The organism is Bradyrhizobium sp. 27S5 (assembly GCF_037217225.1).
GTDB classification, from domain to species: domain Bacteria; phylum Pseudomonadota; class Alphaproteobacteria; order Rhizobiales; family Xanthobacteraceae; genus Bradyrhizobium; species Bradyrhizobium septentrionale.
Genome location: NZ_CP147714.1, coordinates 3,632,126 through 3,658,054, shown reverse-complemented (window position 1 = coordinate 3,658,054; position 25,929 = coordinate 3,632,126). Strand labels below are relative to the sequence as shown.

21 protein-coding genes, 1 tRNA gene and 1 pseudogene are annotated in these 25,929 nt (G+C 64.8%); 9 read left to right on the top strand and 14 right to left on the bottom strand.

The genetic code is table 11. The features are described from left to right. The first annotated feature begins 5 nt into the window (after positions 1 to 5). Positions 6 to 752 carry an SDR family NAD(P)-dependent oxidoreductase gene (locus WDM24_RS16805; RefSeq protein ID WP_338699664.1) on the top strand — a complete coding sequence of 249 codons (747 nt, stop codon included), beginning with the start codon at positions 6 to 8 and terminating at the stop codon, positions 750 to 752. Here WDM24_RS16805 and WDM24_RS16800 read toward each other — a convergent pair. Beyond that, positions 749 to 1,621 carry a LysR substrate-binding domain-containing protein gene (locus WDM24_RS16800; RefSeq protein ID WP_338699662.1) on the bottom strand — a complete coding sequence of 291 codons (873 nt, stop codon included), beginning with the start codon at positions 1,619 to 1,621 and terminating at the stop codon, positions 749 to 751. The genes WDM24_RS16805 and WDM24_RS16800 overlap by 4 nt on opposite strands. 91 nt (positions 1,622 to 1,712) lie before the next feature. Here WDM24_RS16800 and WDM24_RS16795 point away from each other — a divergent pair, with 91 nt between their 5' ends. The 4 genes from WDM24_RS16795 (at position 1,713) to WDM24_RS16780 (ending at position 5,334) form a co-directional block, all read left to right on the top strand. After that, the gene (locus WDM24_RS16795; RefSeq protein WP_338699660.1) at positions 1,713 to 2,627 is read left to right on the top strand and encodes a DMT family transporter; all 915 of its coding nucleotides are present in this window, start codon (positions 1,713 to 1,715) and stop codon (positions 2,625 to 2,627) included. Positions 2,628 to 2,728: 101 nt separating this feature from the next. After that, positions 2,729 to 3,409: a site-2 protease family protein gene (locus tag WDM24_RS16790; RefSeq protein ID WP_338699658.1), complete on the top strand. Its 681-nt coding sequence runs from the start codon at positions 2,729 to 2,731 to the stop codon at positions 3,407 to 3,409. Between the two features lie 81 nt (positions 3,410 to 3,490). Further along, positions 3,491 to 3,919 (top strand): hypothetical protein, encoded by a 429-nt coding sequence (locus WDM24_RS16785; RefSeq protein ID WP_338699656.1) that lies wholly within the window; start codon positions 3,491 to 3,493, stop codon positions 3,917 to 3,919. A 194-nt stretch (positions 3,920 to 4,113) separates the two neighbouring features. After that, positions 4,114 to 5,334 carry an ABC transporter substrate-binding protein gene (locus WDM24_RS16780; protein ID WP_338699654.1) on the top strand — a complete coding sequence of 407 codons (1,221 nt, stop codon included), beginning with the start codon at positions 4,114 to 4,116 and terminating at the stop codon, positions 5,332 to 5,334. A gap of 226 nt (positions 5,335 to 5,560) precedes the next feature. Here the strand turns inward: WDM24_RS16780 and WDM24_RS16775 are convergent, their stop codons facing one another. The 7 genes from WDM24_RS16775 to WDM24_RS16745 all read right to left on the bottom strand — a co-directional run bounded on the left by WDM24_RS16775 (position 5,561) and on the right by WDM24_RS16745 (position 12,222). Beyond that, positions 5,561 to 6,355 (bottom strand): TonB family protein, encoded by a 795-nt coding sequence (locus tag WDM24_RS16775; RefSeq protein WP_338831833.1) that lies wholly within the window; start codon positions 6,353 to 6,355, stop codon positions 5,561 to 5,563. A 12-nt stretch (positions 6,356 to 6,367) separates the two neighbouring features. Next, on the bottom strand, positions 6,368 to 6,832 hold the full coding sequence (gene exbD, locus WDM24_RS16770; RefSeq protein WP_338699650.1) for a TonB system transport protein ExbD: 465 nt from the start codon (positions 6,830 to 6,832) through the stop codon (positions 6,368 to 6,370). A 3-nt stretch (positions 6,833 to 6,835) separates the two neighbouring features. Next, positions 6,836 to 7,861, bottom strand: a complete 1,026-nt coding sequence (gene exbB, locus WDM24_RS16765; protein WP_338699648.1) for a tonB-system energizer ExbB — start codon at positions 7,859 to 7,861, stop codon at positions 6,836 to 6,838. A gap of 3 nt (positions 7,862 to 7,864) precedes the next feature. Next, the gene (locus tag WDM24_RS16760; protein WP_338699646.1) at positions 7,865 to 8,554 is read right to left on the bottom strand and encodes a Fe2+-dependent dioxygenase; all 690 of its coding nucleotides are present in this window, start codon (positions 8,552 to 8,554) and stop codon (positions 7,865 to 7,867) included. Between the two features lie 20 nt (positions 8,555 to 8,574). Then, positions 8,575 to 11,130, bottom strand: a complete 2,556-nt coding sequence (locus WDM24_RS16755; RefSeq protein WP_338699644.1) for a TonB-dependent receptor — start codon at positions 11,128 to 11,130, stop codon at positions 8,575 to 8,577. A gap of 264 nt (positions 11,131 to 11,394) precedes the next feature. Next, on the bottom strand, positions 11,395 to 11,634 hold the full coding sequence (locus WDM24_RS16750; RefSeq protein ID WP_166204262.1) for a hypothetical protein: 240 nt from the start codon (positions 11,632 to 11,634) through the stop codon (positions 11,395 to 11,397). A gap of 126 nt (positions 11,635 to 11,760) precedes the next feature. Continuing rightward, on the bottom strand, positions 11,761 to 12,222 hold the full coding sequence (locus tag WDM24_RS16745; protein WP_338699639.1) for a MarR family winged helix-turn-helix transcriptional regulator: 462 nt from the start codon (positions 12,220 to 12,222) through the stop codon (positions 11,761 to 11,763). Between the two features lie 182 nt (positions 12,223 to 12,404). On the opposite strand from WDM24_RS16745, the gene WDM24_RS16740 reads away from it, so the two are divergent. The 3 genes from WDM24_RS16740 to WDM24_RS16730 all read left to right on the top strand — a co-directional run bounded on the left by WDM24_RS16740 (position 12,405) and on the right by WDM24_RS16730 (position 17,335). After that, positions 12,405 to 13,574 (top strand): efflux RND transporter periplasmic adaptor subunit, encoded by a 1,170-nt coding sequence (locus WDM24_RS16740; RefSeq protein ID WP_338699637.1) that lies wholly within the window; start codon positions 12,405 to 12,407, stop codon positions 13,572 to 13,574. Beyond that, positions 13,571 to 16,717, top strand: a complete 3,147-nt coding sequence (locus WDM24_RS16735; protein WP_338699635.1) for a multidrug efflux RND transporter permease subunit — start codon at positions 13,571 to 13,573, stop codon at positions 16,715 to 16,717. Before WDM24_RS16740 ends, WDM24_RS16735 begins: the two co-directional genes overlap by 4 nt. 105 nt (positions 16,718 to 16,822) lie before the next feature. Beyond that, positions 16,823 to 17,335 (top strand): invasion associated locus B family protein, encoded by a 513-nt coding sequence (locus WDM24_RS16730; protein WP_338701275.1) that lies wholly within the window; start codon positions 16,823 to 16,825, stop codon positions 17,333 to 17,335. Positions 17,336 to 17,358: 23 nt separating this feature from the next. Here the strand turns inward: WDM24_RS16730 and WDM24_RS16725 are convergent, their stop codons facing one another. The 3 genes from WDM24_RS16725 to WDM24_RS16715 all read right to left on the bottom strand — a co-directional run bounded on the left by WDM24_RS16725 (position 17,359) and on the right by WDM24_RS16715 (position 20,662). Continuing rightward, on the bottom strand, positions 17,359 to 17,766 hold the full coding sequence (locus WDM24_RS16725) for a GNAT family N-acetyltransferase (protein WP_338699633.1): 408 nt from the start codon (positions 17,764 to 17,766) through the stop codon (positions 17,359 to 17,361). Between the two features lie 186 nt (positions 17,767 to 17,952). After that, a tRNA-Gln gene (locus WDM24_RS16720) sits at positions 17,953 to 18,026 on the bottom strand. A gap of 158 nt (positions 18,027 to 18,184) precedes the next feature. Then, positions 18,185 to 20,662 (bottom strand): penicillin-binding protein 1A, encoded by a 2,478-nt coding sequence (locus tag WDM24_RS16715; RefSeq protein WP_338699631.1) that lies wholly within the window; start codon positions 20,660 to 20,662, stop codon positions 18,185 to 18,187. Positions 20,663 to 21,214: 552 nt separating this feature from the next. Between WDM24_RS16715 and WDM24_RS16710 the strand changes: the two genes are divergently transcribed. Next, positions 21,215 to 21,568: a hypothetical protein gene (locus WDM24_RS16710; RefSeq protein WP_166296742.1), complete on the top strand. Its 354-nt coding sequence runs from the start codon at positions 21,215 to 21,217 to the stop codon at positions 21,566 to 21,568. A gap of 66 nt (positions 21,569 to 21,634) precedes the next feature. On the opposite strand, the gene ggt is transcribed toward WDM24_RS16710, so the two are convergent. The 3 genes and pseudogenes from ggt to WDM24_RS16695 all read right to left on the bottom strand — a co-directional run bounded on the left by ggt (position 21,635) and on the right by WDM24_RS16695 (position 25,921). Beyond that, on the bottom strand, positions 21,635 to 23,371 hold the full coding sequence (gene ggt, locus WDM24_RS16705) for a gamma-glutamyltransferase (RefSeq protein WP_338699627.1): 1,737 nt from the start codon (positions 23,369 to 23,371) through the stop codon (positions 21,635 to 21,637). Between the two features lie 128 nt (positions 23,372 to 23,499). Further along, a complete protein-coding gene (locus WDM24_RS16700; RefSeq protein WP_338831832.1) occupies positions 23,500 to 25,113 on the bottom strand; it encodes an ABC transporter ATP-binding protein in 1,614 nt (537 codons plus the stop codon). Then, positions 25,110 to 25,921, bottom strand: a pseudogene (locus tag WDM24_RS16695) (ABC transporter permease). Before WDM24_RS16695 ends, WDM24_RS16700 begins: the two are co-directional and overlap by 4 nt. Positions 25,922 to 25,929 lie beyond the last annotated feature (8 nt).

Here is a 25,929-nt window from a genome sequence, read left to right as displayed (position 1 = left end):
TTTGCATGAACAAGATCGATCTCAACGGCCGCTGTGCCGTCGTCACCGGCGGCGCGCAAGGCTTCGGCCGCGCCATCACCGAGCGCTTTGTCGCGTCCGGCGCCAAGGTCGCGATCTGGGATTTCGACCAGCCGCTGGCCGAGAAGACCGCGCGGGCGATCGGCGAGAACGTCATCGCGATCAAGACCGATGTCACCGACCCCGCCGCGGTCGACGCCGCGCGCGATCAGACGCTGCGGGCGTTCGGCAAGATCGACATCCTCGTCAATAACGCCGGCATCACCGGGGCCAACAAGCCTGTGTGGGAAACCGATCTCGACGACTGGCGCAGGGTGATGCGCATCAATCTCGAGGGTCCCTTCATCTGCTGCAAGGCGATCGTGCCGACCATGATCGGCCAGAAGTACGGCCGCATCGTCAACATCGCCTCGATCGCCGGCAAGGAAGGCAACCCGAACGCCGCGCATTATTCGTCGTCGAAGGCCGGCCTGATCGCGCTGACGAAATCGCTGGGCAAGGAGCTCGCCCAGCACGACATCCTGGTCAACGCGGTGACGCCGGCCGCGGCGAAGACCGCGATCTTCGACCAGATGACGAAAGCGCATATCGACTTCATGCTGTCGAAGATTCCGAAGGCCCGCTTCGTGCAGGTCGAGGAGCTCGCTTCGATGGTGGCGTGGCTGGCGTCGGAGGACTGCGCCTTCTCGACCGGCGCGGTATTCGACATCTCCGGCGGCCGGGCGACGTATTAAGCTGCGCCTCGTCTGGCTGGCTGCCGCAGCGCCGTGACGAGATGATCGGCCAGCAATGCCGCGGCGCGCGAAAGATTTTGCGCGCGGTGCAGGCGGATCTCCGCACGCGGCAGTCGCGGCATGCCGTCACGCGCGGTCAGGCGCCGCAAGGTTGGCGGAAAGGTGCCCGACTTGACGACGGTCACGGCAAGGCCCTGCGCCGCGATCGCCTCGACGGCGGACAGGCTGTGGCTGACAAAGGCGAGCCGCCACGGCCGGTTGGCCTCGTCGAGCGCCTGCATCGCCCAGCTCCGGAACAGGCATCCCTGCGGATAGAGCGCGACCGGCAGCGGATCGAGCTGCTCGACGCGATGCGCGGCGCTCGCGGCCCACACCGCCTGCTCGGTGCGCAGCAGCTCGCCCTCGCCGCGTCCCTCGGGGTGCATCGCGATCACGAGGTCATAGGCTTCGCCGAGCCGGTCCGTCATCGACGAGGTCAGTCCGGTCTCCATCTCGATATGGATCAGCGGATAGTTGGCGATGAAGTCCTTGAGCAGCGGCGGCACGATCAACGTGCCGTAGTCGTCCATCACGCCAAGGCGCACCCGCCCATCCGTGCCACGCTCGCGCACCCGGCCGACTGCTTCCGCATTGAGGCTCAGAATGCGGCGGGCGTAACCAAGCAGCCCTTCGCCGGCGGCGCTCAGATCGACATTGGTCGTGCTGCGGTGGAACAGCTCGGCCTGCAACCGCTCTTCCAGCCGCTTCACCTGCATGCTGACGGCCGATTGGGTCCGGTTCAGCGCCGAGGCGGCGCGGGTGAAGGAGCGATGGTCGGCCACCGCGACGAAGGCTTGGAGCAGATCCGGGTCCAAGACAGGAACAGTCATAACGAATCGTGATTTGATTGATCAAATCTATTCCATTTCCTGATTATCGCCTCTTTCCTAGATTGCGCAAGCGAAACCGGGGGCGAACGGCATGGGCGAGATCTCTGGGGTGTTGGCGGCGGTGCTGTCGAGTGCGCTCGGCGGCACCTCGATCGGGGCGACGCGGTATCTGGTCGGCGCCATCGATCCGCTGGCCATCGGCTCATTCCGCTTCGGCATCGGCGTCTTGCCGTTGCTGCCGCTGGCGCTGTTGCAGCGTCGAAGCTGGCCGCCGCGGCGTGACTGGCCCGGCGTCGCTGGCCTCGGCCTGTTGTTCTTTGCGGCGTTTCCGATCCTGTTCAACGCTTCGCTGATCTTCACGACCGCCGCGCGCGGCGCACTCGCGCTCTCGACGCTGCCGCTGCTGACGATGCTGGTCGGCGCTGCCCTCGGTGCCGAGCCGCTGACCGCGCGCAAGACCACAGGCGTGCTGGTCACGATCCTGGGCGTCTCGCTGGCGCTGCTCTCCGGCCTCGCCACGGCGCCCGTGGGCGCCTGGCGCGGCGACCTGTTGATGGTCGCGGCCGCGCTGTGCATGGCGCTCTACAGCATCTGGTCGAAACCCTTCATCCGCCGTTCCGGCCCGATCCCCTTCACCACGCTCGCCATGGCGGCCGGAGCCGCGGTCCTCATAACGGCCTCCCTTGTGCGTGGCAGCTTTGCGCCGGTTACCGATTTCGGCGCACCGCAATGGTTCGGCGCGATCTATCTCGGCGCCTTCGGCGCAGCGCTCACCTTCTATCTCTGGGCCTTTGCGCTGGAGCGGACGACGCCGACCCGGGTCGCGATATCAGTCACCGTCAACCCGATCGCGGCCTCGCTGGTCGGCGCAGTCCTGCTCGGCGAGCCGCTGAGTTGGAATCTGATCGCCGGCATCGTCACCGTGTTCGCCGGCATCTGGATCGCCACCACCCAGACGCAACAGGCGCACGCAATCGGGCCCGCCGTCGCACCTGACGCGCGCTGACCTGCGGCAAACGCCCCGCCAGCCAGGTCTTTGGCGAATCCGTGCTAGCCTAACGGTCCGGTCCAAGCAAACCCGACAAGCAAACCCGAGGCGGCACGCATTTGAATATTTCCCTCTACGACGTCTCCGTCTGGGTGCTGCCGCTGGTCATCGCCATCACCTTCCACGAAGCCGCGCACGGCTTCGTCGCGCACCGGCTCGGCGACGACACCGCCTGGCAGCTCGGCCGTGTCAGCTTCAACCCGCTGAAGCACATCGACCCGTTCGGCACGCTGATCCTGCCGGCCATGCTGCTGTTCGCGCATTCGCCGTTTCTGTTCGGCTACGCCAAGCCGGTTCCGGTGAACTTCCGCAAGCTCAACCATCCCAAGCTCGACATGGTGTGGGTGGCGCTGGCCGGCCCGGTGACCAACATCATCCTGGCGACCGCGGCAGCGCTGGCATTCCACGCGCTGCCCTTGGTGCCGGCCGATGCCGCAAAATGGACCGCGGACAACCTGAAAAACGCCTTCCTGATCAATATCGTGCTCGCAATCTTCAACATGATGCCGATTCCGCCGCTGGACGGCGGCCGGGTCGCGGTCGGGCTGTTGCCGCGGCCGCTGGCGATCCCGCTCTCCAGGCTCGAGCCCTACGGCATGCTGATCCTGATCGGGCTGTTGATCCTGCTGCCGGTGGTCGGCCGGCAGATCGGCCTAAATCTTGATGTTATTTCAACGATACTGCGAACTCTGACCGGCTATGTGATCAATGCCCTTCTCCTCATTACCGGAAACACATAGCCTTGCTTTAGGCATGACCTGATCGGAAAACCGGCGTCCATTTGTCCGGGTCATGCGCGGGAACGGGAACGCTTCGAGGCCATGGTGATCAAAGCTGCCGATATGCTGATTGCACGACGCGCCGACACCCGCGCGCGGGCTGACTTTGCGACCTGGAAGATGATGGCCAAGCTGAACGGCGCCTCCGCGTTGCCGCCCGAGGCGCAGAATTTCCTCGCCATCTACAAGAAGCTTGTGGACCAGATGAGCGAAGCCGATGCCGGCGAGGCAACCATCCAGCAGATGTACCGCACCTACTATGCGGAGATGGGCGGCGCCGGCAAGGCACCGGAGGTCCCAGCGCGCTCGCGCGAACCGGTCGCCGACACCGGCAACGTCACCACGTTCCGCCGCCTGCCTGCGAAGAAGGCGAACGCCTCCGACGCGAACGCGAAGCGCCCGATGCCGGTGGCGCTGATCTTCGCCTGTCTTGTCGTGGTCTACGTCGCGATCCGCTACTACTTCAAATAGCGCAGTCCGCGCTTCAACCCTTCCCTGTTTTGATGTCGACGCGCGGACGCCGCGGCATCCCGTCGCGTCACCGGCCACTCATATCGCCGCAGCGTGGAATAACGCGTGCGACCGATCGCGCCAGTGCCCTAGGCGATACGCCTGATGCCGGGCATAATGTGGAACTCAAAAAACAAAATCATACTGGAGGGAAGATGAAGCGTTCCATTGCAGCCCTGGTCATGACCACGAGCCTCGTGCTCGCAGGCAGCGTGTCGGCGCAGACGATGGACAAGGTTGTCCGGGTCGGCAGCCTCGGCGATCAGTCCGGTCTTTATCAGGATATCGGCGGACCCGGCTCGACGGTTGCGGCGCAGATGGCGATCGAGGATTCCGGGCTGCTCGCCAAGGGCTGGAAGATCGATGTGATCTCGGCCGATCACCAGAACAAGCCCGACGTCGGCGTCAACATCGGCAAGCAGTGGATCGACGTCGAGAAGGTCGACGTGTTCGTCGACCTCGCAAGCTCGGGCGTCGGGCTCGCGATTGCCAACCTCGCCAAGGAGAAGAACGTCGTCAACCTGAACTCGGGCTCGGCATCCTCCGACCTCACCGGCGCGCAATGCTCGCCGAACACGGTGCACTGGGTCTACGATACCTACATGCTGGCCAACGGCACCGGCAAGGCGCTGGTGAAGTCCGGCGGCGACACATGGTTCTTCCTCACCGCGGACTACGCGTTCGGCCAGGCGCTCGAGCGCGACACCGCGGCGGTCGTCACCGCGAATGGCGGCAAAGTGCTCGGCAGCGTCAAGCATCCGCTCAACAACGCCGACTTCTCGTCCTTCCTGCTGCAGGCGCAGAGCTCGAAGGCCAAGATCGTCGGCCTGGCCAATGCCGGCGGCGACACCACCAATGCGATCAAGCAGGCGGCCGAGTTCGGCATCGTCGCCGGCGGCCAGAAGCTGGCGGGCATGCTGATGTTCCTGACCGACGTCAACGCGCTCGGCCTCAACGTCGCGCAGGGCCTGAACTTCACCGAGACGTTCTACTGGGACCTGAACGACCAAACCCGCGCCTTCACCAAGCGGTTCATGGAGCGCTTCAAGAAGAACCCGCCGACCATGGTGCAGGCCGGCGTGTATTCGTCGCTGATCCATTATTTCAAGGCGCTGGAGGCGCTCGGCGGCAATCCGCATGACGGCCGCGCCGTGGTCGCCAAGATGAAGGAATTGCCGACCGACGATCCGCTGTTCGGCAAGGGTTCGATCCGCATCGACGGCCGCAAGATCCACCCCGCTTATCTGTTCGAGGTGAAGAAGCCACAGGAGTCAAAGTATCCGTGGGACTATTACAAGCTGGTCGCCACCATCCCCGCCGATGAAGCCTTTTTGCCGCTCGAGAAGAGCGTCTGCCCATTGGTGAAGAAAAGCTGAGCGCTGCAGCTGTGTAGGGGGATTAGCGACTCGTCCGCCGTAGCTCGACGAGCGAAGGCGGGAGCGTAATCCACCGCTCGTCGAAAAAGAATGGCGGGTTACGCTGTTCGCTAACCCGCCCTACGCGACTTGGCAGCGTATTCAATGGTGAAATGGATTCCGGGCTCGCGACTTCGTCGCGCCCCGGAATGACGAAGACTTGCGATCGTATCGCGAGTCTTTCCGCCTACTTCTTCGGCTTGTTGAACTTGACGTCGAGGCTGAAGGAGAACTGATCGTCGGTCAGGTCGGCCGGGGGCGCCGGCACCGGATCGGAACGGTGCACCATCGAGACCGCCGCGTCGTCATAGGCGGCGTCACCCGACGATTCCATCACAGCGACCGACAGCACCTTGCCGACGCGGTTGAGCACAAGGGCCACCTTGACCTTGGCATCCTTGATCTTGTTCTCCGGGAATTTCTTGTGCAGGTCGAGATAGGCGCTGATCTTCTTGCCCCATTTGGCGGTCAGCGCGAGCTTGTCCTTGCCGATGCCGGGATTGGGGGCCTTGGTGGTCTCCGACTGGCGCGAAGCGTCTTCCAGCTTGGTCGGCGCCGCCGCCTCCGAAGCCTGCTGAGCCTCCTGCGCGTTGGTCTCGACCTTGGCGACCTTGGCCTCCTCCTCCTTCTGCTTCTTGCTGTTGTCCTCGGTGACGATGCGATCGGGGTCGTCGGCCTCCATCGGCTGGGCCTGCGGCAGGTCGGTATCCTTGACCTCCGCTTTCTGCTGGGTCATCTCCTGCACGGCCTGCTGCTCATCGGCCGGCGCTCCGGGCGGTGCGGCTTCCTCAGGCACATCCGGAGAGGCGAGCTCGACGGCATATTCCGCGCCGGCAGCGCCAAGGCCCTCGTCGCCGTGGTCGCCGCGCAAATTGGTCAGCGCCAGCGCCGCGCCGCCCAGATGCAGCCCGACCGCCGTCACCGCGGCGATCACCCAGAGCCGCTTGGACGCCCGCAGATCGAGATCGGGGTTGATGGACATCGTTGTTCGCCGTCAGGGTTTGGCCGGCTCGGCCTGCGGTGCCGCGGGCGCTCCCGGAACGCCCTCGAGCGTGACCAGCTTGACCCGCGTGTAGCCGCCGGCGCGCAGCAACTCCATCACGCCCATCAATTCGCCGTAGGGCACGACGCGGTCGGCGCGCAGGAACACATACTTGTCCCGGCTCATCTCCGGCACCGCATCCAGCGCATTGGCCAGGTCGGCGCGCTTCACCGAATTCTCCCCGATCGCCAACGTCAAGTCCGGCTTGATGCTGACATAGGTCGGCTTGTCCGGCTTCTTCTGCGGCGTCGCGCTGGAGGTCGGCAGATCGATCGGCAGGTCGACGGTCGAGAGCGGCGCCGCCACCATGAAGATAATCAGCAGCACCAGCATCACGTCGATGAACGGCGTGACGTTGATCTCGTGGGATTCCGCGAAATCGTCGTCGCCATCGTTCTCGGAGATCGAGACTGCCATCGCCTACTCCGCCGCCGCGGCGCGCGCATGCGTGCCGAGCGGAACGCTGCCATGGGTGCGATCGAGATCGCGCGACAACAGACGTCCGGCCGCACCCGAGGCGCGGTTGACGAGTTCGAGGTAGACCTTCGTGACGCGCGAGAAATGGTTGTAGATGATCACGGCGGGGATCGCCGCGACGAGGCCGATCGCGGTTGCCAGCAGCGCCTCCGCGATGCCCGGCGCCACCACGGCAAGATTCGTGGTCTGCGACTTCGAAATGCCGATGAAGCTGTTCATGATGCCCCAGACGGTGCCGAACAGGCCGACGAAGGGCGACGTTGCGCCGATGGTCGCGAGCAGGCCCATGCCGATGCGGATCTTGCGGGCTTCGGCGCGCACGATCTCGGCAAAGCTCGACGCGGCGCGCTCCTTGATGCCGCTGTCGCTGGAGATCCCCGCCGACAGACGTCCCTCGCGCATCGCGGCCGCGATAAACGACGACAGCACGCTGCCCTTGGCGCCGAGCGCGAATTGGGCTTCCGCCAGCGAGCGCGATTCAGCGATCTTGGCCAGCGCGCCACGCAGCCTGCTCTGCGCCACGGTCAGCTCGACCATCTTGGCGATGAACACCGTCCAGGTGACGAGCGACGCGAAGGCAAGGCCGAGCATCACCGCCTTCACGATGATGTCGGCGTTCAGGAACATATTCCACGGCGACAATTCGCGCAGCCCGGTGCCGGTCGACTTCAGCGACTTGCCATCGCCGCCTGCGGGCGCGGCCGACGACGCATCGATCGCGGTCGGTGCCGGAGCCGCCGCGGCAGGTACCGGGGCGGCCTGGGCTTGCGGTGCCGCCGGGGCCACCGGCGCAGCGACTGGGGATGGGGCCGCCGGCGCCTGTTGGGCCGTCGGCAATTGAGACTGGGTCACGGGCGCTGGTTTCGCGGCAGGCGCCGTTTGCTGCTGCGCCGAAGACGGCGCGGCCAGCATCAGCATCGCCAGCGAGGCGATCACGGCGGATGCAGCGGGGAACTTGAATGTCATCATCAGTTACACTTCAGCCCAGTGACGGATCAGGTTGTGATAGATGCCGGTCAATTTGACCGTTTCAGGGTCATCGCGCCCCAGCCGCTCCACCAGAGCCTGGATCGCCGTATCGAGATCAAAGATCAGGCTGCGCGCGTGTGCATCCCGTACCATGCTCTGCAGCCAGAAAAAAGACGCAACCCGGGTGCCCCGGGTGACCGGCGTGACCAGATGCAAGCTGGAAGCAGGATAAACTACCAGATCGCCCGCCGGCAGCTTGATTTCATGGGATCCGTAGAGATCCTCGATCACAAGCTCGCCGCCATCGTAGTCCTCCGGCTCCGATAAAAACAGCGTGACCGAGAGATCGGTGCGGATCCGCAGGCCCGTCAGCTTGTCGCCGCGCACCGCATTGTCGACATGCAGGCCGAAATGGTGCCCGTCGCTTGCGGCATAGCGGTTGAACAAGGGTGGAAAGATTCTAAGCGGAATCGCCGCCGAGATGAAGCGCGGGCTTGCCGACAGCGCGCTCAGGATCCGGTTGCCAAGCTGCCGCGCGACCTCGCTGTCGGGCGGCAGCTGCTCGTTGCGCTTGACCAGCGCGGAAGCAGCACCGGCGGTCGAGCGGCCGTCCTCCCATCCGCTGGCATCCATGATGCGGCGGAAGTCCGCCACATCAGCCTTGCTCAATACGTTGGGAACACAGACCAGCATCGTCCGCCGCGAAGCCTCCTTCAGTAACGCGCAGAAACAACCAGATACGCGGCGCGTCCGGGTGCTTCGAGCACGAACGGCGCTGCGCTCTGGTACAACGCGTCGTAGTAGCGCTTGTCGAAGATGTTGTTGACGAACAGCTTCATGGTCCAGTTCTTGTCGATCTTCGCCTCGGCGAAGGCGTCGAAGCGCCAGTAGCTCGGGATCGACGTGCCCTGGTTCGCCGCGAGCAACGTGCCGCCATACACCTTCGAGCGGTACACCGCCTGCCCGCCGAGCTCCCACATGTCGGTGAGTTGGTACTTCGTCAGCATGCTGAACGACTGAGGCGCGACGTTGGCGAGCGGCAATCCAACGTTGCTGGAGTACAGGATCGTGTTGGCCGGCGGCGCCAGCGACTTCGTCACGACCGACTGCATCAGCACCAGTCCGCCGAACACGCTCCACTTGTCGGTGATCTTGCCGCCGACGCCGAGATCGATACCGCGGATACGGTAGGCGGCGCCCGCCGTGATACAGGAGATGTTGCCGGTCGTTCCGGCTGGGTAGGTGCATCCAAGCGCTGAAGCCGCGGTTGCGTTGTTGACATTCTGCGCTTCGCGCGCGTTTTCCTTCTCGGTCTGGAACAGCGCCGCCGTCACCAGCAAGTGGCGATCAAACAGCTCCCACTTGGTGCCGACCTCGATGGCCTTGTTCTTTTCCGGCCCGAAGATCTGGGTGTTGCCGCCGGGAAGGTTGGGATTGATGCCGCCATAGGCGGTGCTGGTGCCGTCGAACTCGGCGCCGACAGGGTTGGACGAGGTCGCGTAGGCTGCATAGACGCTGCCGTTCGGCAGCGGCTTCAAGGTGAGGCCAAGGTTGAAGTTCGGCATCCCGAACTCGGCCGACTGCTGGCCGAGGGTGCCGTTGGTCGCGAATGCGGACGTGTTGATCTTGTAGTCGTCGTAACGGACGCCGCCATTGAGGATGACGAAGTCGTTGTAGTTGGCGGAATCCATGACGTATCCGCTCACGGTGTCGATACCGATCTTGGTCGGCCTTCCCAGGAGCGACGGTATCCCGAACGGCTGATTTGTGAATTGCGGGTTGAAGACGCTGACGCCGGAGAGCGAACCGCTCCCCGTGAACGACGATGTGCCGGTGGTGATTTCGGAGCTCAGGCCGGTGAAGCTGTCAATCGAAGACCGCTCGTTGTCGTATTCGACGCCGGCCGTCGTCGTGTGCTTGAAGCCGAGCCCGTCGACCGACTTGTAGGTCGCCTCGGTCTGGTTGGCGAACACGTCGGTGACCTGGAAACGGCTCTGCGGATTGGCGCTCAGCGTATACGCCGTGAACGGCGCGCCAGCGGCGAGCGTCGGCGATTCAGGGAGCGTGCCGATGTATTTCTGGGTCGAACGCGATTCCCGGATCTTGTTGCTGATCATGAGGTCCGGCGTGATCTGGACCTCGGCATTGATCGTGCCGATGTCCTGCCCGGTCCTGAAGAAGTCGCGGTTGACGAAGCCGTAGAAATTGTTGCGGTTGACGCCGAAGTCCGGGAACGGGCCACCGGCCGTGCTCGCCGTGCTCGGCCGGTAGTACGGCACGCCGAAATCCGGGATACCGGTGAGTTCGGTATGGATGTAGTTGCCGGTGATCTTGACCGCGTCGACCGGTTTCCAGGTCGCTGCGACGAAGCCGCCATCGCGATTGTCGGTGACATAGCCGCGGCCGGCAACGCCGGCATCCTGGAACAGGCCGCCGGCGCGGATCGCCAGCGTCGGGCTGATCACCTGGTTGACATCGAGCGTCACCCGCTTGGTGCGGTCGGTGCCGAACGTCGTGTCCATGTTGTAGAAGCTCTTCTCCGTCGTCGCCTGCTTGGTGACGATGTTGATCGCACCGCCGGTGGTGCCGCGTCCCGCAAAGGACGAGCCCGGACCGCGCAGGATCTCGACCTGCTCGGTGAAGAAGTTCTCGCGGACGCTGACGCCGGCGTCGCGGACGCCGTCGATGAAGATGTCATTGCGCGCATCGAAGCCGCGGATGAAGAAGCGGTCGCCGAAGGCGTTGCCGCCCTCGCCCGTGCCGAGCGTGACGCCGGCCGTCGACAGGATCGCCGATTTCAGCGAGGTCGCATTCTTGTCTTCGAGCACGTCCTTGGTCAGCACGGTAACTGACCTCGGCGTGTTCAGGATCGGCTCGGGATACTTGCCGGATGCTTGCAAGCGGTCGCCCTTGTACGGCGCGGCCGGATCCGCGTAGGGGTCGCGGTCGGCGGCAAGACCGCCGGCGTTGGGAAACGGCACCGGTGCCTGCTGCGCCTGCTGGTTGTTGCGGCGCGCGGCACGACGTAGCGCATTGCGGGCGCGCACCTGGTCCGAGGTCGGCTTTGATGTGACGGGCTTGGGCCGCGCGACCGGCGCATCGATATTCACCGGCGGAAGGTTGGTTTGCTGCGCTTCCGCCCCCGAAAACGACGCCACCGCGATCAGACCAGCGACCGCGGAAACCTTCGTGGCGGAATAGCCCGTATCATCAGCCGAACCGTTCGCTGCATCGAAGCGCAACGATCTCGGCGCCTTCACATTGCTCATTTTTTGCGTGCCCCAGATAAATCCAGTTCGTTCGCGAAATGAAGCTGCGACGAACTGTCTTCATCGGTTATCGAGCGTGAGTTTTTTTATCAATGCGATCAGCGCCACAATCGGCTTGAATCGCCCCAATTCAAAGCGATTCTAATCTGCGCTTTGAAATCGTTCTAAACTCTAGTTTTTAAGCGTTCTAATAACTGTTCTAAAGTGACACCCAAGCGTCAGCGGCCACCGCCCTGCAAGGCGCTGGTCTGTACGTCGTCCCGATCACTCGGCGCTCGGTGGCTTCATCAGCGAAAACAGCTCGTCGATGGTTCGCTGCGCGACCTGCCGCACGCTGTCGCTGTTCTCCAGGCCCGTGATATTGACGCCGTTGACGACAGCTTTGATCTCGTCGCGGAAGTCGGTGAGGAAGCGCAGCGGGTCGCGCTGCTCGTTGGCGACGCGCGCGATCAATCCGGTGACCAGAATCTGGCATGCCATCATGCGCCCGTTCAACTCATCCATCGCTGCCCTCATCCGCTCGCATCGTCGCTCGCGTATGAACGACATCACGCGGCGTTTCAACCACGTCGCGCAAGCTGCAGCAGGTGAACGGACAAGAAAGCAGATCTGCGCGCGACGAGATGCGCGCTATTTCGCGGCGATGTGCTCGGCCTCCTCGCCGAGCGCCTTGATGCGATCCTTGACCTCGCGAAGCGTGTTGAGGCCGCTTTCGACATGCCTGTCCGACACGTCGCGCAGCACGTCGCCGGCGATCGCATCGCGCAGACTGTCGAGGTCGTCGACGAGGCGGCGCCCGGTCCTGGTCAGGAACAGGCGATTGGCGCGGCGATCCCTGGGGTCAGGCCGGCGTTCGAGCAGGCCGTGCTCAACAAGGCGATCAAGCAGCCGCACCAGCGAGATCGGCTGCAGTTCGAGCACGTCGGCGAGATCGACCTGGGACAGTCCCTCCTGCTCGCGCAGGCGGAACAGCACAATCCATTGTGCACGCGTGGTGCCTCGCGCCTTGGCGCGATGATCGATATAATTGCGCAGCAGCCTGGAACTCTCCACGAGTTGCGCAATGAACTGGCGTTTGAGATCGAGCGACATAGGGGTCCTCGGTGCGTTTCCCAGACGGAATGTTTCTGCTCGTTTCTGACCTAAACCTTTCCAAATGTTTAGGATTCTCAAGCCTTGGTGTGTTTACACATTAAGTGCACGCATATTATATCCGCAAGCTCTGTGAAGCGTTTCGATCACCCTTTATTGTTACGTCGAGCCCAAGAGTCCGCATGTCAAAGTCACGCACCATCGGTTGGGTTTTAGTGATCGCGGCGGTCGGCGCGGCCGGCTATTTCGGCTGGCAGAAATACACCGACAACCAGCAGGCGATCGCGGCTGCGCAGAAGCGGGCTGCCCAGCGCCCGGCCGTTCCGGTCAAGATCTCTCCGGTCGAGAAGGCTGACTTCCCGGTCTATCTCACCGGTCTCGGCACGGTGCAGGCCTTCAACACCGTCCAGGTCCGCACCCGGGTCGACGGCCAGATCACCAGGATCGCCTTCAAGGAAGGCCAGTTCGTCAAGGCCGGCGACACGCTGGTCGAGATCGATCCGCGGCCCTATCAGGCAACGCTCGACCAGGCCAAGGCCAAGAAGGCGCAGGACGAGGCCAATATCGCCAACGCCAATCTCGACCTGCAGCGCTACACCAAGCTCGGCGAGTTCGCGACGCGCCAGCAGCTCGACACCCAGCGTTCCACCGTGGCCCAGCTCACGGCCCAGATCGCCGCCGACGAGGCCGCCATCTTCAACGCCCAGACCCAGGTCGACTACACCACCGTGAAGTCGCCGATCGACGGCATCGTCGGCCTGCGACTGGTCGATATCGGCAACATCGTCAACGCCTCGGCCCAGACCGGCATTGTGACGATCACCCAAATCGAGCCGATCACGGTGATCTTCACCGCACCCGAAGACCAGCTGCCCGACATCAAGGCGGCGCTGGCCGTGGCGCCGCCCAAGACCATTGCCCTGACCACCGACGGCAAGCGGGTGCTGTCCACCGGAACCCTGGCGCTGATCAACAATCAGGTCGACACGTCAAGCGGGACTGTCCGGCTGAAGGCGGTGTTTGACAACAAGGACCATGCGCTGTGGCCAGGCCAGTCGGTCTCGACCCGGCTCTTGGTCAGGACCTTGAAGGATGCCACCGTCGTCCCGGATGACGCGGTGCAGCATGGCACCGAAGGCCTCTACGCGTATTCAGTCAATCAGGAGAACAAGGCCGAGCTTCGCAAGATCAAGGTCAGCCAGTCGATCGACGGCAAGTCGGTGATCGAGGAAGGCCTGTCGCCGGGACAGCAGGTGATCACCGCGGGCCAGTACAAGGTCTCGCCGGGGACCCTGGTGACGACGGCGGTGGCGAGCTCGGATCAATCCCAGTCGAAGGTCACGCAGGAATGAGCGCCGGAATTTCCGCACCATTCATCCGCTTCCCCATCGGCACCTCGCTGCTGATGGCGGGCATCCTGTTCATAGGTCTCGTCGCCTATCCGCTGCTGCCGGTGGCGCCGCTGCCGCAGGTCGACTTTCCGACCATCCAGATCACCGCGACGCTGCCGGGCGGAAGCCCGGAGACGATGGCGACTTCGGTCGCTCAGCCGCTGGAACGCCAGTTCGCGCAGATCCCCGGCATCGCGCAGATGACCTCGACGAGCTATCTGGGCACCGCGGCGGTCACCATCCAGTTCGATCTCAACCGCTCAATCGACGGCGCCGCCAACGACGTGCAGGCCGCCATCAACGCGGCAAGCGGCCAGCTGCCGAAGACCCTTCCCTCGCCGCCGACCTATCGCAAGGTCAACCCGGCCGACTCGCCGATCATGCTGCTGTCGGCGACGTCAGACACGCTGCCGCTGACCACGGTCAGCGATGCCGTCGATGCGCAACTTGCCCAGCAGATCAGCCAGATCTCCGGCGTCGCGCAGGTCATCATCGGCGGTCAGCAGAAGCCGTCGGTTCGCGTCCAGATCGATCCGGCCAAGCTGGTCGCCAAGGGCCTGTCGCTGGAAGACGTCCGCGCCGCGATCAACATCGCCACTGTCGACAGCCCGAAGGGCAATATCGACGGCGCCACCCGCGCCTACACCATCTATGCCAACGACCAGCTGCTCACGGCCGATCCGTGGAACGACGTCATCATCGCCTACCGCAATGGCGGGCCGCTGCGCATTCGCGACATCGGCCGGGCGGTCACCGGCCCGGAGGACGCCAAGCAGGCCGCCTGGGCCAACGGCAAGCGCGGCGTGTTCCTCGTCATCTTCAAGCAGCCCGGCGCCAACGTCATCGACACCGTCGACAAGATCAAGGCGACGCTGCCCCGGTTGGTCGCCGCGATCCCGCCGGCGATCAAGATCGATGTCATCTCCGACCGCACCACCACGATCCGCGCCGCGGTGGAGGACGTCCAGTTCACCCTGCTCCTGACCATCTTCCTGGTCGTGATGGTGATCTTCGTCTTCCTGCGCAGTTTCTGGGCCACCGTGATCCCGACCGTCACGGTGCCATTGGCGCTGCTCGGCGCCTGCGCGCTGATGTGGGTGTTCGGCTACACGCTCGACAATCTGTCGCTGATGGCGCTCACGATCGCGGTCGGCTTCGTGGTCGACGACGCCATCGTGATGCTGGAGAACATCAGCCGCTACATCGAAGAGGGCGAAAAGCCGATGGCGGCCGCCTTCAAGGGTTCGCAGGAAATCGGCTTCACCATCGTTTCGATCAGCATCTCGCTGGTCGCGGTGCTGATCCCGCTGCTGTTGATGGGCGGCATCATCGGCCGCCTGTTCCGCGAATTCGCGGTCGTGCTGGCGATGACGATCTTCGTCTCGATGTTCGTGTCGCTGACGCTGACCCCGATGATGGCCTCGCGCTTCCTGCGCGCCCATAATGAGGAGCGGCACGGCCGCTTCTATCAGCTCAGCGAGCGCGGCTTCGACGCAATGCTGCGCGGCTATCAGTCCGGGCTCGATCTCGCGCTGCGCTGGAAGTTCACGACGCTGATGATCTTCTTCGGGACGCTGGCGCTGTCGGTCTACCTGTTCGTCGTCATTCCGAAGGGCTTCTTCCCGCAGCAGGACGTCGGCCTGATCACGGCAACGTCGGAAGCCAGCCAGGACATCTCCTTCGCGGATATGAAGCGGAGGCAGGAGGAGCTCGGCAAGATCGTGATGACTGATCCGGCCGTCGCGACGGTGGCGATGGCGATCGGCGGCAGCGGCCGCGCCGGCAACAACGGCGCGATGTACATCACGCTCAAGCCGCTCAGGGATCGCGACGCCAACGCGCAGCAGGTGATCGCCCGGCTGCGTCCGAAGCTGGAGAAGATCGAGGGTGCCCGGCTGTTCATGCAGGCAGCGCAGGACGTCCGCCTCGGCGGCCGCCCGACCCGCACCCAGTTCGAATTCACGCTGCAGGATGCCGACCTCAGCGAACTGAACCAGTGGGCGCCGAAGATCCTCAGCAAGATGCAGACGCTGCCGCAGCTGCGCGACGTCGCCACCGACCAGCAGACCAACGGCACCACGGTCGAGCTGAAGATCAACCGCGACACCGCCTCGCGCTATGGCATCCAGCCGCAGCTGATCGACGACACGCTCTATGACGCGTTCGGCCAGCGCCAGGTGACGCAGTACTTCACCCAGCTCAACAGCTACCACGTGATCCTCGAGGTCCTGCCCGAGCTGCAGGGCGCGATCGACACGCTGAACAACATCTACATCAAGTCGCCGCTGACCGGCGAGCAGGTGCCTATCTCGACCATTGCGAAATGGACCAGCGTGCCGGTGCGACCGCTCTCGATCAGCCATCAGGGCCAGTTCCCGGCGATCACGATCTCCTTCAACCTGGCGCAGGGTACAGCACTCGGCCAGGCGACAGAGGCGGTGCAGAAGTCGATGGTCGACCTCGGCGCGCCAGCGACCCTGAGCTCGAGCTTCCAGGGCACCGCGCAGGCGTTCCAGCAATCACTGTCGACCGTGCCGCTGCTGATCCTGGCCGCGCTCGTGGTGGTCTACCTGATCCTCGGCATTCTCTACGAGAGCTACATCCACCCGATCACCATTCTGTCGACGCTGCCTTCGGCTGGCGTCGGCGCGCTGGCGATCCTGATGGCGGCCGGTTTCGACTTCTCGCTGATCGCACTGATCGGCATCATCCTGCTGATCGGCATCGTGAAGAAGAACGGCATCATGATGGTCGACTTCGCGATCGCCGCCGAACGCGACCAGCATATGGAGCCGGAGGCGGCGATCCGTCAGGCCGCCCTGCTCCGCTTCCGCCCGATCATGATGACGACGATGGCGGCATTGCTCGGCGGCGTGCCGCTGATGCTCGGTACCGGCACCGGCTCGGAAATCCGCCAGCCGCTCGGCTATGCCATGGTCGGCGGACTGATCGTCAGCCAGGCGCTGACGCTGTTCACGACGCCCGTCGTCTATCTCTATCTCGACAAGCTCTCCAACGCGTTCGCGAATTGGGGCCGCTCGCCGCGCGCCGATCACGACGCCGACGACGGCGAGGACGGATCGGTCAAGCAGGCCGCCGAGTGACTTGACTTTGCCCTCATACCGGCACATCCGAAAGATGTTCGTTTCGGAGCCGGTACCGTGCAGATTGTCGCAAAGTCGCTTGTCGTCCTGTTGACCGCGTTCGGCATGGCCGGCCTCGGCCACGCTCAGACGCCCAAGGCCAAGAATGCCCCCACGCCGGCTCAGGCAGCCGCTCCCGCAGCTCCGCAAGGCGACGCCGCATCGGGCAATAACACCGGCTGGGTCGCGCGCTGCACCAGCGCAAGCCGCGACGCCCCGCTCGAATGCGCGATGGAGCAGACCGCGGTGCTCACCAAGACCGGCCAGCTCATCGTGCTGGTCAACATCCGCGTTCCCGGCGACACCCGCACGCCGGCCGCGCTGATCCAGCTTCCGCTCGGGCTGAACCTGCCCGTCGGCGCCAAGCTGCAGGTCGACGACGGCAAGGCCGTCGACGTGCCGATCCAGACCTGCGAAGCGCGCGGCTGCTACATCAACGCGCCGATCGCGGCCGATGTGCTGAGCCAGCTGAAATCGGGCAAGCAGCTCAAGGTGTCGTTCCAGAATCTCGCCAAGGAAACCATCAGCATCCCGATGCCGCTCGCAGACTTCGCGACGGTGTACGAGAAGATCAAGTAGGGCAGCGCAGGCAGCCGCCCGCTCTATCGCTCCCGCTTGTAGAGAAACGCGTTGTCCGGTTGCGGCATGCCGATCGACTTGTAGAACCCGATCGAGTCAGGCGCCGACAACAGCAGGCACATCGATTCAGGTCCGGCGTAGCGTCGCGTTTCCGCGATCAGCCGCTTGCCGATGCCGTGCCCCTGGTGCCGACGATCGACCGCAAGATCGGCCAGGTAGCAGCAATAGGCGAAATCTGTCAGCGCGCGCGAGACGCCGATCAGCGTGTGCCCCTTCCGCGCAGTCACGATCAGATTGGCATTGGCGATCATGCGCTCCATCCGCTCGGTATCCGTCAGCGGACGCCGCTCGCCGAGGCTCGACTGGCGCAGCACCTCGATGAACTCGTCGATGCCGATCGACGGCTCGCGGGCATAAAGAATTTCGTCCATCACCTATACCTCTGTCGCAACATTGCAGCGGCCGGAGCCGCGCGCGACCATGGTGGATTGCGCCGGGCTAATCCACCCTCGATGCCGTGAGGGCACGCTGGGTGACGACCGGTCCTGCATCAGGAGCAGGCTGCGCCGCGCAGTCGTGTCGGGATTTTGAGGGTTGCTCGCGCCATCAAGGCAGATTGGCTGGGGAACCTGGATTCGAACCAAGACAAACAGAGTCAGAGTCTGTTGTGCTACCGTTACACCATTCCCCAAGAATTGTCCGTGGTATCAACAGCTTAGCTGGATGACTGGACATCTCGGTGCAGCGCCTTCGCTTGCCAAATCAGCGCCCGCGCGAGTGCGACCTTCTACCTGCTTGGTCCCACGCTTGGCAAGCATTGTTGGCGGGGAATGGGCGTGAAAATCGCCCTCAATACAGCCCGCTCGGGCTGGACTGCATCACCGCACGGCCCGCGTCAGGTGAGATCGGCTGCTGGGTCCCGTCGATCACATCGGTACCGGCGACCATCGTCGGATCATAGAACGGCGGCGCCTGGCCCGGCTTGAAGGCTTCGAGCACCACGCCCCTGTTCTGACCGGACGAGGCGCGCAGGCCGGTCTTGGAATCGACCAGCACCAGCCTGATGCCGACCGGCTGCTTGAACGGCGTGGCGGGCTTGTCGGCCAGCGCGAGCTTCATGAAGTCGCGCGCGATCGGCGCCGCGGTGTGGCCGGCCTGCGCGTTGCGGCCGAGCGAGCGCGGCTTGTCGTAGCCGACATAGAGGCCGACCACGAGGTCCGGCGAGAAGCCGACGAACCAGAGGTCCTTGGCCTCGTTGGAGGTGCCGGTCTTGCCGGCGATCGGCTTGCCGACCTCCTTCAGCGCGGTGCCGGTACCGGCCTGAATCACGCCCTCCATCAGCGAGGTGATCTGGTAGGCGGTCATCGCGTCGAGCACCCGCTCGCGGCGGTCGACGAGCTGCGGCTCCGCCTGGTTCTTCCAGCCCTCCGGGGCGTCGCAGCCGCGGCATTCACGCTGGTCGTGCCTGAAGATGGTGTGGCCGTAGCGGTCCTGGATGCGGTCGATCAGGGTCGGCTTCACGCGGACGCCGCCATTGGCGATCATCGAATAGGCCGTGGCCATCCGCATCACCGTGGTCTCGCCGGCGCCGAGCGCATAGGCGAGATAGTTCGGCAGCTCGTCATAGACACCGAAGCGCTTGGCATACTCGCCGATCACAGGCATGCCGATTTCCTGCGCCAGCCGCACCGTCACGGTGTTGAGCGACAGCCGGAGCGCGTTGCGTAGCGTCACCTGGCCCTGATACTTGCCGGTGGAGAAGTTCTCCGGCCGCCAGACATTGCCCTGCCCCTGATCGATCTCGATCGGCGCGTCGATCATCACGGTCGACCCGGTATAGCCATTGTCGAGCGCCGTCGAATAAACGATCGGCTTGAAGGTCGAGCCGGGCTGCCGATAGGCTTGGGTCGCGCGGTTGAACTGGCTCTGGTCGAACGAGAAGCCGCCGACCATCGCGAGCACGCGCCCGGTGTGCGGGTCCATCGCCACCATCGCGCCCGACAGTTCGGGGATCTGGCGCAGCCGGTACTGGCCTTCGACGGCGCGGCCGTCCTTGAACAGCGGGTCGGCGTAGATCACGTCGCCGGGCTGCAGCACCTGCGCCACCGAGGTCGGCGTCTTGCCCTTGCTCTTGGCCCAGCGCACGCCGTCCATCGTGACGATGCCGGTCTCACGCTGCTTGCTGACGGCGCCGCCGAGCTCACGGCCCGGCTGGAAGCCGATCCGCGCCGACTGGTCGTTGCTCTCCAGCACCACGGCCATCCGCCACGGCGAGATGTCGGAGAGCGATTTGATTTCGGCGAGCGGCACGCCCCAGTCGCTGGTCAGATCGAGCTTCTGAATCGCGCCGCGATAGCCCTGCTGCTCGTCATAGTTCACGAGCCCCGCCACCATGGCCTTGCGCGCCATCACCTGGACCTTGGGGTCGAGCGTGGTGCGCACCGACAGGCCGCCCTCATAGAGCTTCTTCTCGCCGTAGCGCTCGAAGATGTCGCGGCGGACCTCTTCCGAGAAATATTCGCCGGCGAAGGTGTGCGCGCCATTGGAACGGCTGGTGACGACGAGCGGGTCCTTGCGCGCCTTGTCGGCGTCGGCGGTGGTGATCCAGCCGTTCTCCTGCAGGCGGTCGATCACGTAGTTGCGCCGCTCGATGGCGCGCGCGCGGTTGCGCACCGGATGCAGGCTGGCCGGCATTTTCGGCAGCGCCGCCAGATAGGCCGCTTCGGCGACCGTGAGCTCGTTCACCGACTTGTCGAAATAGACCAGCGAGGCCGCCGCGATGCCATAGGCGCCGAGCCCGAGATAGATCTCGTTGAGATACAGCTCGAGGATCTTGTCCTTGGAATAGGCCCGCTCGATTCGCATCGCCAGCAGGGCTTCCTTGATCTTGCGGCTGAACGAGACCTCGTTGGTCAGAAGGAAGTTCTTGGCGACCTGCTGGGTGATCGTGGAGGCGCCCTGCGGACGGCGGTTGGAACCGAAGTTCTGGACATAGGAGACGCCGGCACGTGCCATGCCGGTATAGTCGATGCCGCCGTGCTCATAGAAATTCTTGTCCTCGGCGGCGAGGAACGCGTTGATCACGAGCTTCGGCACCGCCTGGATCGGCAGATAAAGCCGGCGCTCCTTGGCAAACTCACCGAGCAGCGAGCCATCGGCCGCGTGCACGCGGGTCATCACCGGCGGCTCGTAGTTCTGCAGCTGCGAATAGTCGGGCAGGTCCTTGGAAAAATGCCAGAACAGCCCTGCGACCGCGGCCAGACCAGCCAGGAACAGGATGGTTCCTGCAGTGAACAGGAACCCGAAGAACCGCAACAGAAATTTCATCGACCAGATTTTCCGTGGCGAGTGCGTCGCTCGTTCTGAGCGCGCTGCGTGCCACATAGGTTGCCCGGTATATCGGTCGCCCCAACGACCTGCAATTCGACGCTGGAGAATTAAACCAGGCCAGGCGTCAAACTTATGCCATAGAGCCCGGCTCGCGCGCTCAAGCCAAATCAGCGGACGTCCCGACCGGGCGATGCGCCACGGTGCTGCATCGATCTCCGATACACGGCACTGCGATTCGCGCGCACCTCACCGAATTGCCCGCCGTTCTCCAACCGCTGCGCTTGCGCAGAGCGCGCGTTGCGAAAAAAACGCGGGCCCGCCCCATCGCTTGCACTACCCCGCTGCCGTTGAGGGTGGTGCGATATCAGAAATCGGTGGACAGTACCGCCGGGTCGGCTGGATTAAAGATTTGTTAACTATAACTACCGCAAGCTGCTGCCATTCACGTTACTCGCGGCGGGCTGATTTCCGATGGCACTGCGCGGACTTAGACGGCCTTTTACAACCGATTCAACCGTTCTTGGATTTCCAAGACCACCCACATCGGCTGTGGGCACGGAAGCCCTGGACCTCGTCTATCAGGCGGCGGATTTGTTCCGCAGCATCGAGGACCGGGCCCGCGCCGGCGAGGCGCGCGCCGAGGCCGCCGAACAGGCGCAGCTCGAAATCATCGCTGCCACAGAGCGCAAGCTGGGGGACGCCTCCCGGGCGCTCGAGGAGGCCCGACGGCGCATCGAGTCCCAGCAGGAGCAGATCGACGCCGCCGAATTCCGCGCTCAGGCCGCCGAGGCCGAGGCGCGTGAAGCCCGGCAATCGCTGGCGCTGGTCGAGGACGCGATCCGCCGGCGCTTGCTGCTTATCGGCGGCCAGGACGGCGACGGCAGGTCGACGGCGGTCGCCTGACGCGAGATCCATCTCGCAAGCGCCGGGGCCCTGCCCGGCCGCCACCACGCAATCGCACAGCGACAATCAATAGCCGGCGGCGAGCCCCGAATTGCGGCGCGGATCGTTCGCGCCATAGAAGCGGTTGTTGCCGACCGGCTTGCCGCCGAGCGACGGCGCGCCGACGATGATGACCGCGAGATGGTTGGCCGGCTGCGGCGGGCCGAATTTGTGGCCCATGCCTTCCAGGATTTTCCGCGTGTCCGGCGACAGCGCAAAATCCTCGACATTGGTCGCCTCCGGTAGCCATTGCTGGTGGAAGCGCGGCATGTCCACGGCCTCCTGCGCGTTCATGTCATAGTCGATGGCGTTGATCATCGTCAGCAGCACGGCCGTGATGATGCGGCTGCCACCCGGCGTGCCCACCACCATGACCGGCTTGCCGTCCTTGGAAACGATGGTCGGGCTCATCGATGATAGCGGACGCTTGCCGGGGGCGATCGCATTGGCCTCCCCCTGCACTAGGCCATAGAGGTTCGGCACGCCGACCTTGGCCGTGAAGTCGTCCATCTCGTCGTTCAGCAGCACGCCGGTCTTGGCCGCCGTCACCTTGGCGCCGAACCAATCGTTCAGCGTATAGGTGACCGACACTGCGTTGCCGTCCTTGTCGGCGATCGAATAATGCGTGGTGTTGCTGCCCTCATGCGGCGGAACGCCAGGCTTGATGTCCTTGGACACGCCCGCCCTGGCCGAATCGATCACGGCGCGGATCTTCGCCGCGTAATCCTTGTCGAGCAGACGCGCGAGCGGATTCTTCACGAAGTCGGGGTCGCCGAGATAGCTGTTGCGATCGACATAGGCGTGACGCATCGCCTCGATCTGGTAGTGCACCGCCTGCGCGGAATGGTAGCCCAGCTCCTTGAGCGGATAGCCTTCCAGAATGTTCAGGATCTCGCAGATCACCACGCCACCCGAGCTTGGCGGCGGCGCGGAGACCACGTGGTAACCGCGATAGTCGCATTCGACCGGCGCGAGCTCACGAACCCTGTAATTGTCGAGATCCTCCTGCGTGAGCAGGCCCTTGCCGGCCTGGCTCGCGGCCACGATCGCGGCCCCGACCCAGCCCTTGTAGAAGCCGTCGGTGCCGCGCTTGCTGATCTCACGCAGCGTCTCGGCGAGTTCGTGCTGCGCCAGCCGCTCACCGACCTGGAACGGCTTTCCGTTGTTGAGAAAGATCGCGGCCGAAGCCGGATCCTCGAGAAGATCGTCGACCGCGGAGTTCAACATATCGATGTCGCCACGGTCGAGCACAAACCCGTCCTCGGCGAGTTGCAGCGCCGGCGCGATCACGTCCGCGCGCTTCATGGTGCCGTATTTCTCGCGCGCATATTCCATGCCTGACACCGAGCCCGGCACGCCGACGGCAAGATGCCCCTTGGTGGAGAGGCCGTTGACGACCTTGCCGTCCTTGTCGCGATACATGTTGGCGGTGGCGCCCTTCGGCGCGGTCTCGCGGAAATCCAGGAAGGTCTTGCGGCCGTCGGCGAACTGGATGGTCATGAAGCCGCCGCCGCCAAGATTGCCGGCGGCGGGATAGACCACCGCAAGCGCGTAGCCGACCGCGACCGCGGCATCGACCGCATTGCCGCCCCGCTTCAGCACCTCGATGCCGACCTGGGTCGCGAGATGCTGCGCCGAGACCACCATGCCGTTCTCGGCAGCGACCGGCGCAACCGACGCGGCGCGGCCAGGGACTGAAGCTGTGAGGCCGATCGCGACAATGGCCGCGATCATCCATCGCGTGCCCGTTCGTGGATTCCGCATTGGGAGTTCCCCCGATTGCCGCCGTCTGGGTGCGGCGTGTGTTCCTTCTATCGGAGCGAGCAAGTGTAGCAGGCCGCGCGCCCGCGGACTATGGGGTCGTCGCGCGCAGCGTCAGCGTTGGAGTTCCATCAGCCCGACGCGCGCGCCGCGGCTTGCCCGGAAAAATCCAACACCGGCGTCGCGGCGAGCAGCGCCTTTGTGTACGCATGCTGCGGACGGTCGAACACGTCGTCGCGCGAACCCTGCTCGACGATACGGCCGCCCTGCATCACCACCACGCGGTCGGCGACCTGCTCGACTGCGGCGAGGTCATGGCTGATGAAGAGACAGGCAAAGCCGTATTGCGCCTGCAGCCGTTCGAACAGCTTCAGCACCTGGGCCTGGATCGTCATGTCGAGCGCGGAGACGGGCTCGTCGGCGACCACGAAGGACGGATGTCGCACGATTGCGCGTGCGATCGCGATGCGCTGGCGCTGACCGCCTGAGAGTTCATGCGGCCAGCGCTGCGCGAAGCCGGCAAGCCCGACCTCGTCGAGCATATCAGCGACGCGCCGATCGCGCTCGGCGGACGAAAGCGCCGGGACATGCCGCAGCGGCTCGGCGACAATCTCGCCGACCCGCATGCGCGGGTCGAGCGACGAATACGGATCCTGGAACACGAGCTGCGAGGCCAGGCGAAACGTGCGGTCGCGCGTCGCGATCACGTCCCTGCCCTGAAAGCGGATCTCGCCGCCTGCGGCCGGGATCAGCCGCAGCATGGCGCGGCCAAGCGTGGTCTTGCCCGAGCCGCTGCCGCCGACCACGGCGACGGTTTCGCCGGCGCCGATCTCGAGATCGACACCATTGACCGCCGCAACATCGGCATCCCTGCGGAACAGGCGCTGCCGCCCGCCGAACGAGACCTTCAAGCCGCGCACGCTGATCAGCGGCTCGCCGGCCGCGCGGCGCCCGGTCGCGGCGCGCCGCCGCGGCAGCGCATCGACCAGTTGACGTGTGTAGGCCTCGCGCGGCGCAGAGAGGATCTGCCGGACGCTGCCGGTCTCCACCAGCTTGCCCTGCCGCAGCACGACCGCGCGCTGCGCATAGCGCGACACCAGGCCGAGATTGTGGGTGATCAGCATCACCGAGGTGCCGTGATCGCGCGCCAGTTCGACCATCAGGTCGAGCACCTCGCGCTGGCTCAGCGTGTCGAGCGCGGTGGTCGGTTCGTCGGCCAACAGCAGCTTCGGCTTCAACAGCATCACCGAGGCCAGCATGATCCGCTGCCGCATCCCGCCGGAGAATTCATGCGGATAGGCATCGAAGGTCCGCTCGGGATCGCGGATCTGCACCCGCGCCAGCATGTCAAGACAGCGCTGCCTGATCTCGCCCCGCGTGAGCTTCTCATGCAGGGCGAGGCCCTCGGCCATCTGCGCGCCGACGCTGATCGCCGGATTGAGCGACACCATCGGCTCCTGGAACACCATGCCGACCGAGCGGCCGCGCAGGGCGCGCATGCGCTGTGGCGCGATATCAGCGAGATCCTCGCCATCGAGCCGGATCGCGCCGCCGACCCGCCGCAGGCCCGGCGGCAGCAGGCCGAGAATGGCACGCGCCGCCGCGGTCTTGCCGCTGCCGGACTCGCCGACCACGGCGAGGAATTCGCCGCGCTCGATCGCAAACGACACATCATCGACGACGACAGCGCCGGTCCTGGCGGCTTCGATGCGCAGATGATCGACGGTGAGCAGCGGCGCGGTCATCCGTGCGCCATCCGGGGATCGAGGCGATCGCGCAGGGAATCGCCGAGCAGATTATCCCGAGCAGCGTCAGCGCGATGCACAGCCCCGGTGCAACGCTGAGCCAGGCCGCGGTTTCCATATAGGGACGGCTCGCCGCCAGCATGTTGCCCCAGGTCGGCGCCGGCGGCGGTACGCCGAGACCGAGGAAGCTCAACGCGCTCTCGGCCAGCAGCACCCAGCCGAACATGCTGGTCGCGAGCACCGCCACCGGCGCGATCGCATTGGGCAAGACGTGGCGGAGCATCGAATAGAGTTCGGAGTTGCCGATCACGCGCGAGGCCTCGATGTATTCCTTCTCGCGGATCGACAGCACGGTGCCGCGGACCACGCGCGCGACCGAGGGGATATAGGCAAGCCCCAGCGCCAGCACGAGGCCGGACTTGTTGGCGCCGATCACGATCATCACCGCAAGCGCCAGCAGGATGCCGGGAAACGCCAGCAGCGCGTCGTTGACCGCCATGATGACGCGGTCGGTCCAGCCGCGCAGATAGCCCGCGACGCCGCCGACCAGCACGCCGATGCTGACGGCGATCAGGACGGTGGCGAGCGCCACCACCACGCTGGCGGCGGCTCCCGTCATCAGCCGGCTCAGCACGTCGCGGCCGAATTCATCGGTGCCGAACCAGTGCAGCGCGGAGGGCGCCTGCAGCCGCGCCTTCAAATTGATCCGCAGCGGATCGAACGGCGTCCAGATTGCGGCTGTTACGGCGGTGCCAAGCAGCAGCGCGATCAGCATGCCGCCGATCATGGTGTTGACGCGCCATTTCATGCCACGGC

What these genes read in the sequence shown, in the direction of transcription:
- WDM24_RS16785 (WP_338699656.1), top strand. Translation starts at nt 3,491, where the DNA reads ATGGTGATCAAAGCTGCCGATATGCTGATTGCACGACGCGCCGACACC.
- WDM24_RS16805 (WP_338699664.1), top strand. Translation starts at nt 6, where the DNA reads ATGAACAAGATCGATCTCAACGGCCGCTGTGCCGTCGTCACCGGCGGC.
- WDM24_RS16730 (WP_338701275.1), top strand. Translation starts at nt 16,823, where the DNA reads ATGGCCGGCCTCGGCCACGCTCAGACGCCCAAGGCCAAGAATGCCCCC.
- WDM24_RS16800 (WP_338699662.1), bottom strand. Translation starts at nt 1,621, where the DNA reads ATGACTGTTCCTGTCTTGGACCCGGATCTGCTCCAAGCCTTCGTCGCG.
- WDM24_RS16750 (WP_166204262.1), bottom strand. Translation starts at nt 11,634, where the DNA reads ATGGATGAGTTGAACGGGCGCATGATGGCATGCCAGATTCTGGTCACC.
- WDM24_RS16715 (WP_338699631.1), bottom strand. Translation starts at nt 20,662, where the DNA reads ATGAAATTTCTGTTGCGGTTCTTCGGGTTCCTGTTCACTGCAGGAACC.
- WDM24_RS16775 (WP_338831833.1), bottom strand. Translation starts at nt 6,355, where the DNA reads ATGTCCATCAACCCCGATCTCGATCTGCGGGCGTCCAAGCGGCTCTGG.
- WDM24_RS16700 (WP_338831832.1), bottom strand. Translation starts at nt 25,113, where the DNA reads ATGACCGCGCCGCTGCTCACCGTCGATCATCTGCGCATCGAAGCCGCC.
- WDM24_RS16795 (WP_338699660.1), top strand. Translation starts at nt 1,713, where the DNA reads ATGGGCGAGATCTCTGGGGTGTTGGCGGCGGTGCTGTCGAGTGCGCTC.
- WDM24_RS16735 (WP_338699635.1), top strand. Translation starts at nt 13,571, where the DNA reads ATGAGCGCCGGAATTTCCGCACCATTCATCCGCTTCCCCATCGGCACC.
- WDM24_RS16745 (WP_338699639.1), bottom strand. Translation starts at nt 12,222, where the DNA reads ATGTCGCTCGATCTCAAACGCCAGTTCATTGCGCAACTCGTGGAGAGT.
- WDM24_RS16760 (WP_338699646.1), bottom strand. Translation starts at nt 8,554, where the DNA reads ATGCTGGTCTGTGTTCCCAACGTATTGAGCAAGGCTGATGTGGCGGAC.
- exbD (WP_338699650.1), bottom strand. Translation starts at nt 6,832, where the DNA reads ATGGCAGTCTCGATCTCCGAGAACGATGGCGACGACGATTTCGCGGAA.
- WDM24_RS16755 (WP_338699644.1), bottom strand. Translation starts at nt 11,130, where the DNA reads ATGAGCAATGTGAAGGCGCCGAGATCGTTGCGCTTCGATGCAGCGAAC.
- WDM24_RS16740 (WP_338699637.1), top strand. Translation starts at nt 12,405, where the DNA reads ATGTCAAAGTCACGCACCATCGGTTGGGTTTTAGTGATCGCGGCGGTC.
- WDM24_RS16780 (WP_338699654.1), top strand. Translation starts at nt 4,114, where the DNA reads ATGAAGCGTTCCATTGCAGCCCTGGTCATGACCACGAGCCTCGTGCTC.
- exbB (WP_338699648.1), bottom strand. Translation starts at nt 7,861, where the DNA reads ATGATGACATTCAAGTTCCCCGCTGCATCCGCCGTGATCGCCTCGCTG.
- ggt (WP_338699627.1), bottom strand. Translation starts at nt 23,371, where the DNA reads ATGCGGAATCCACGAACGGGCACGCGATGGATGATCGCGGCCATTGTC.
- WDM24_RS16725 (WP_338699633.1), bottom strand. Translation starts at nt 17,766, where the DNA reads ATGGACGAAATTCTTTATGCCCGCGAGCCGTCGATCGGCATCGACGAG.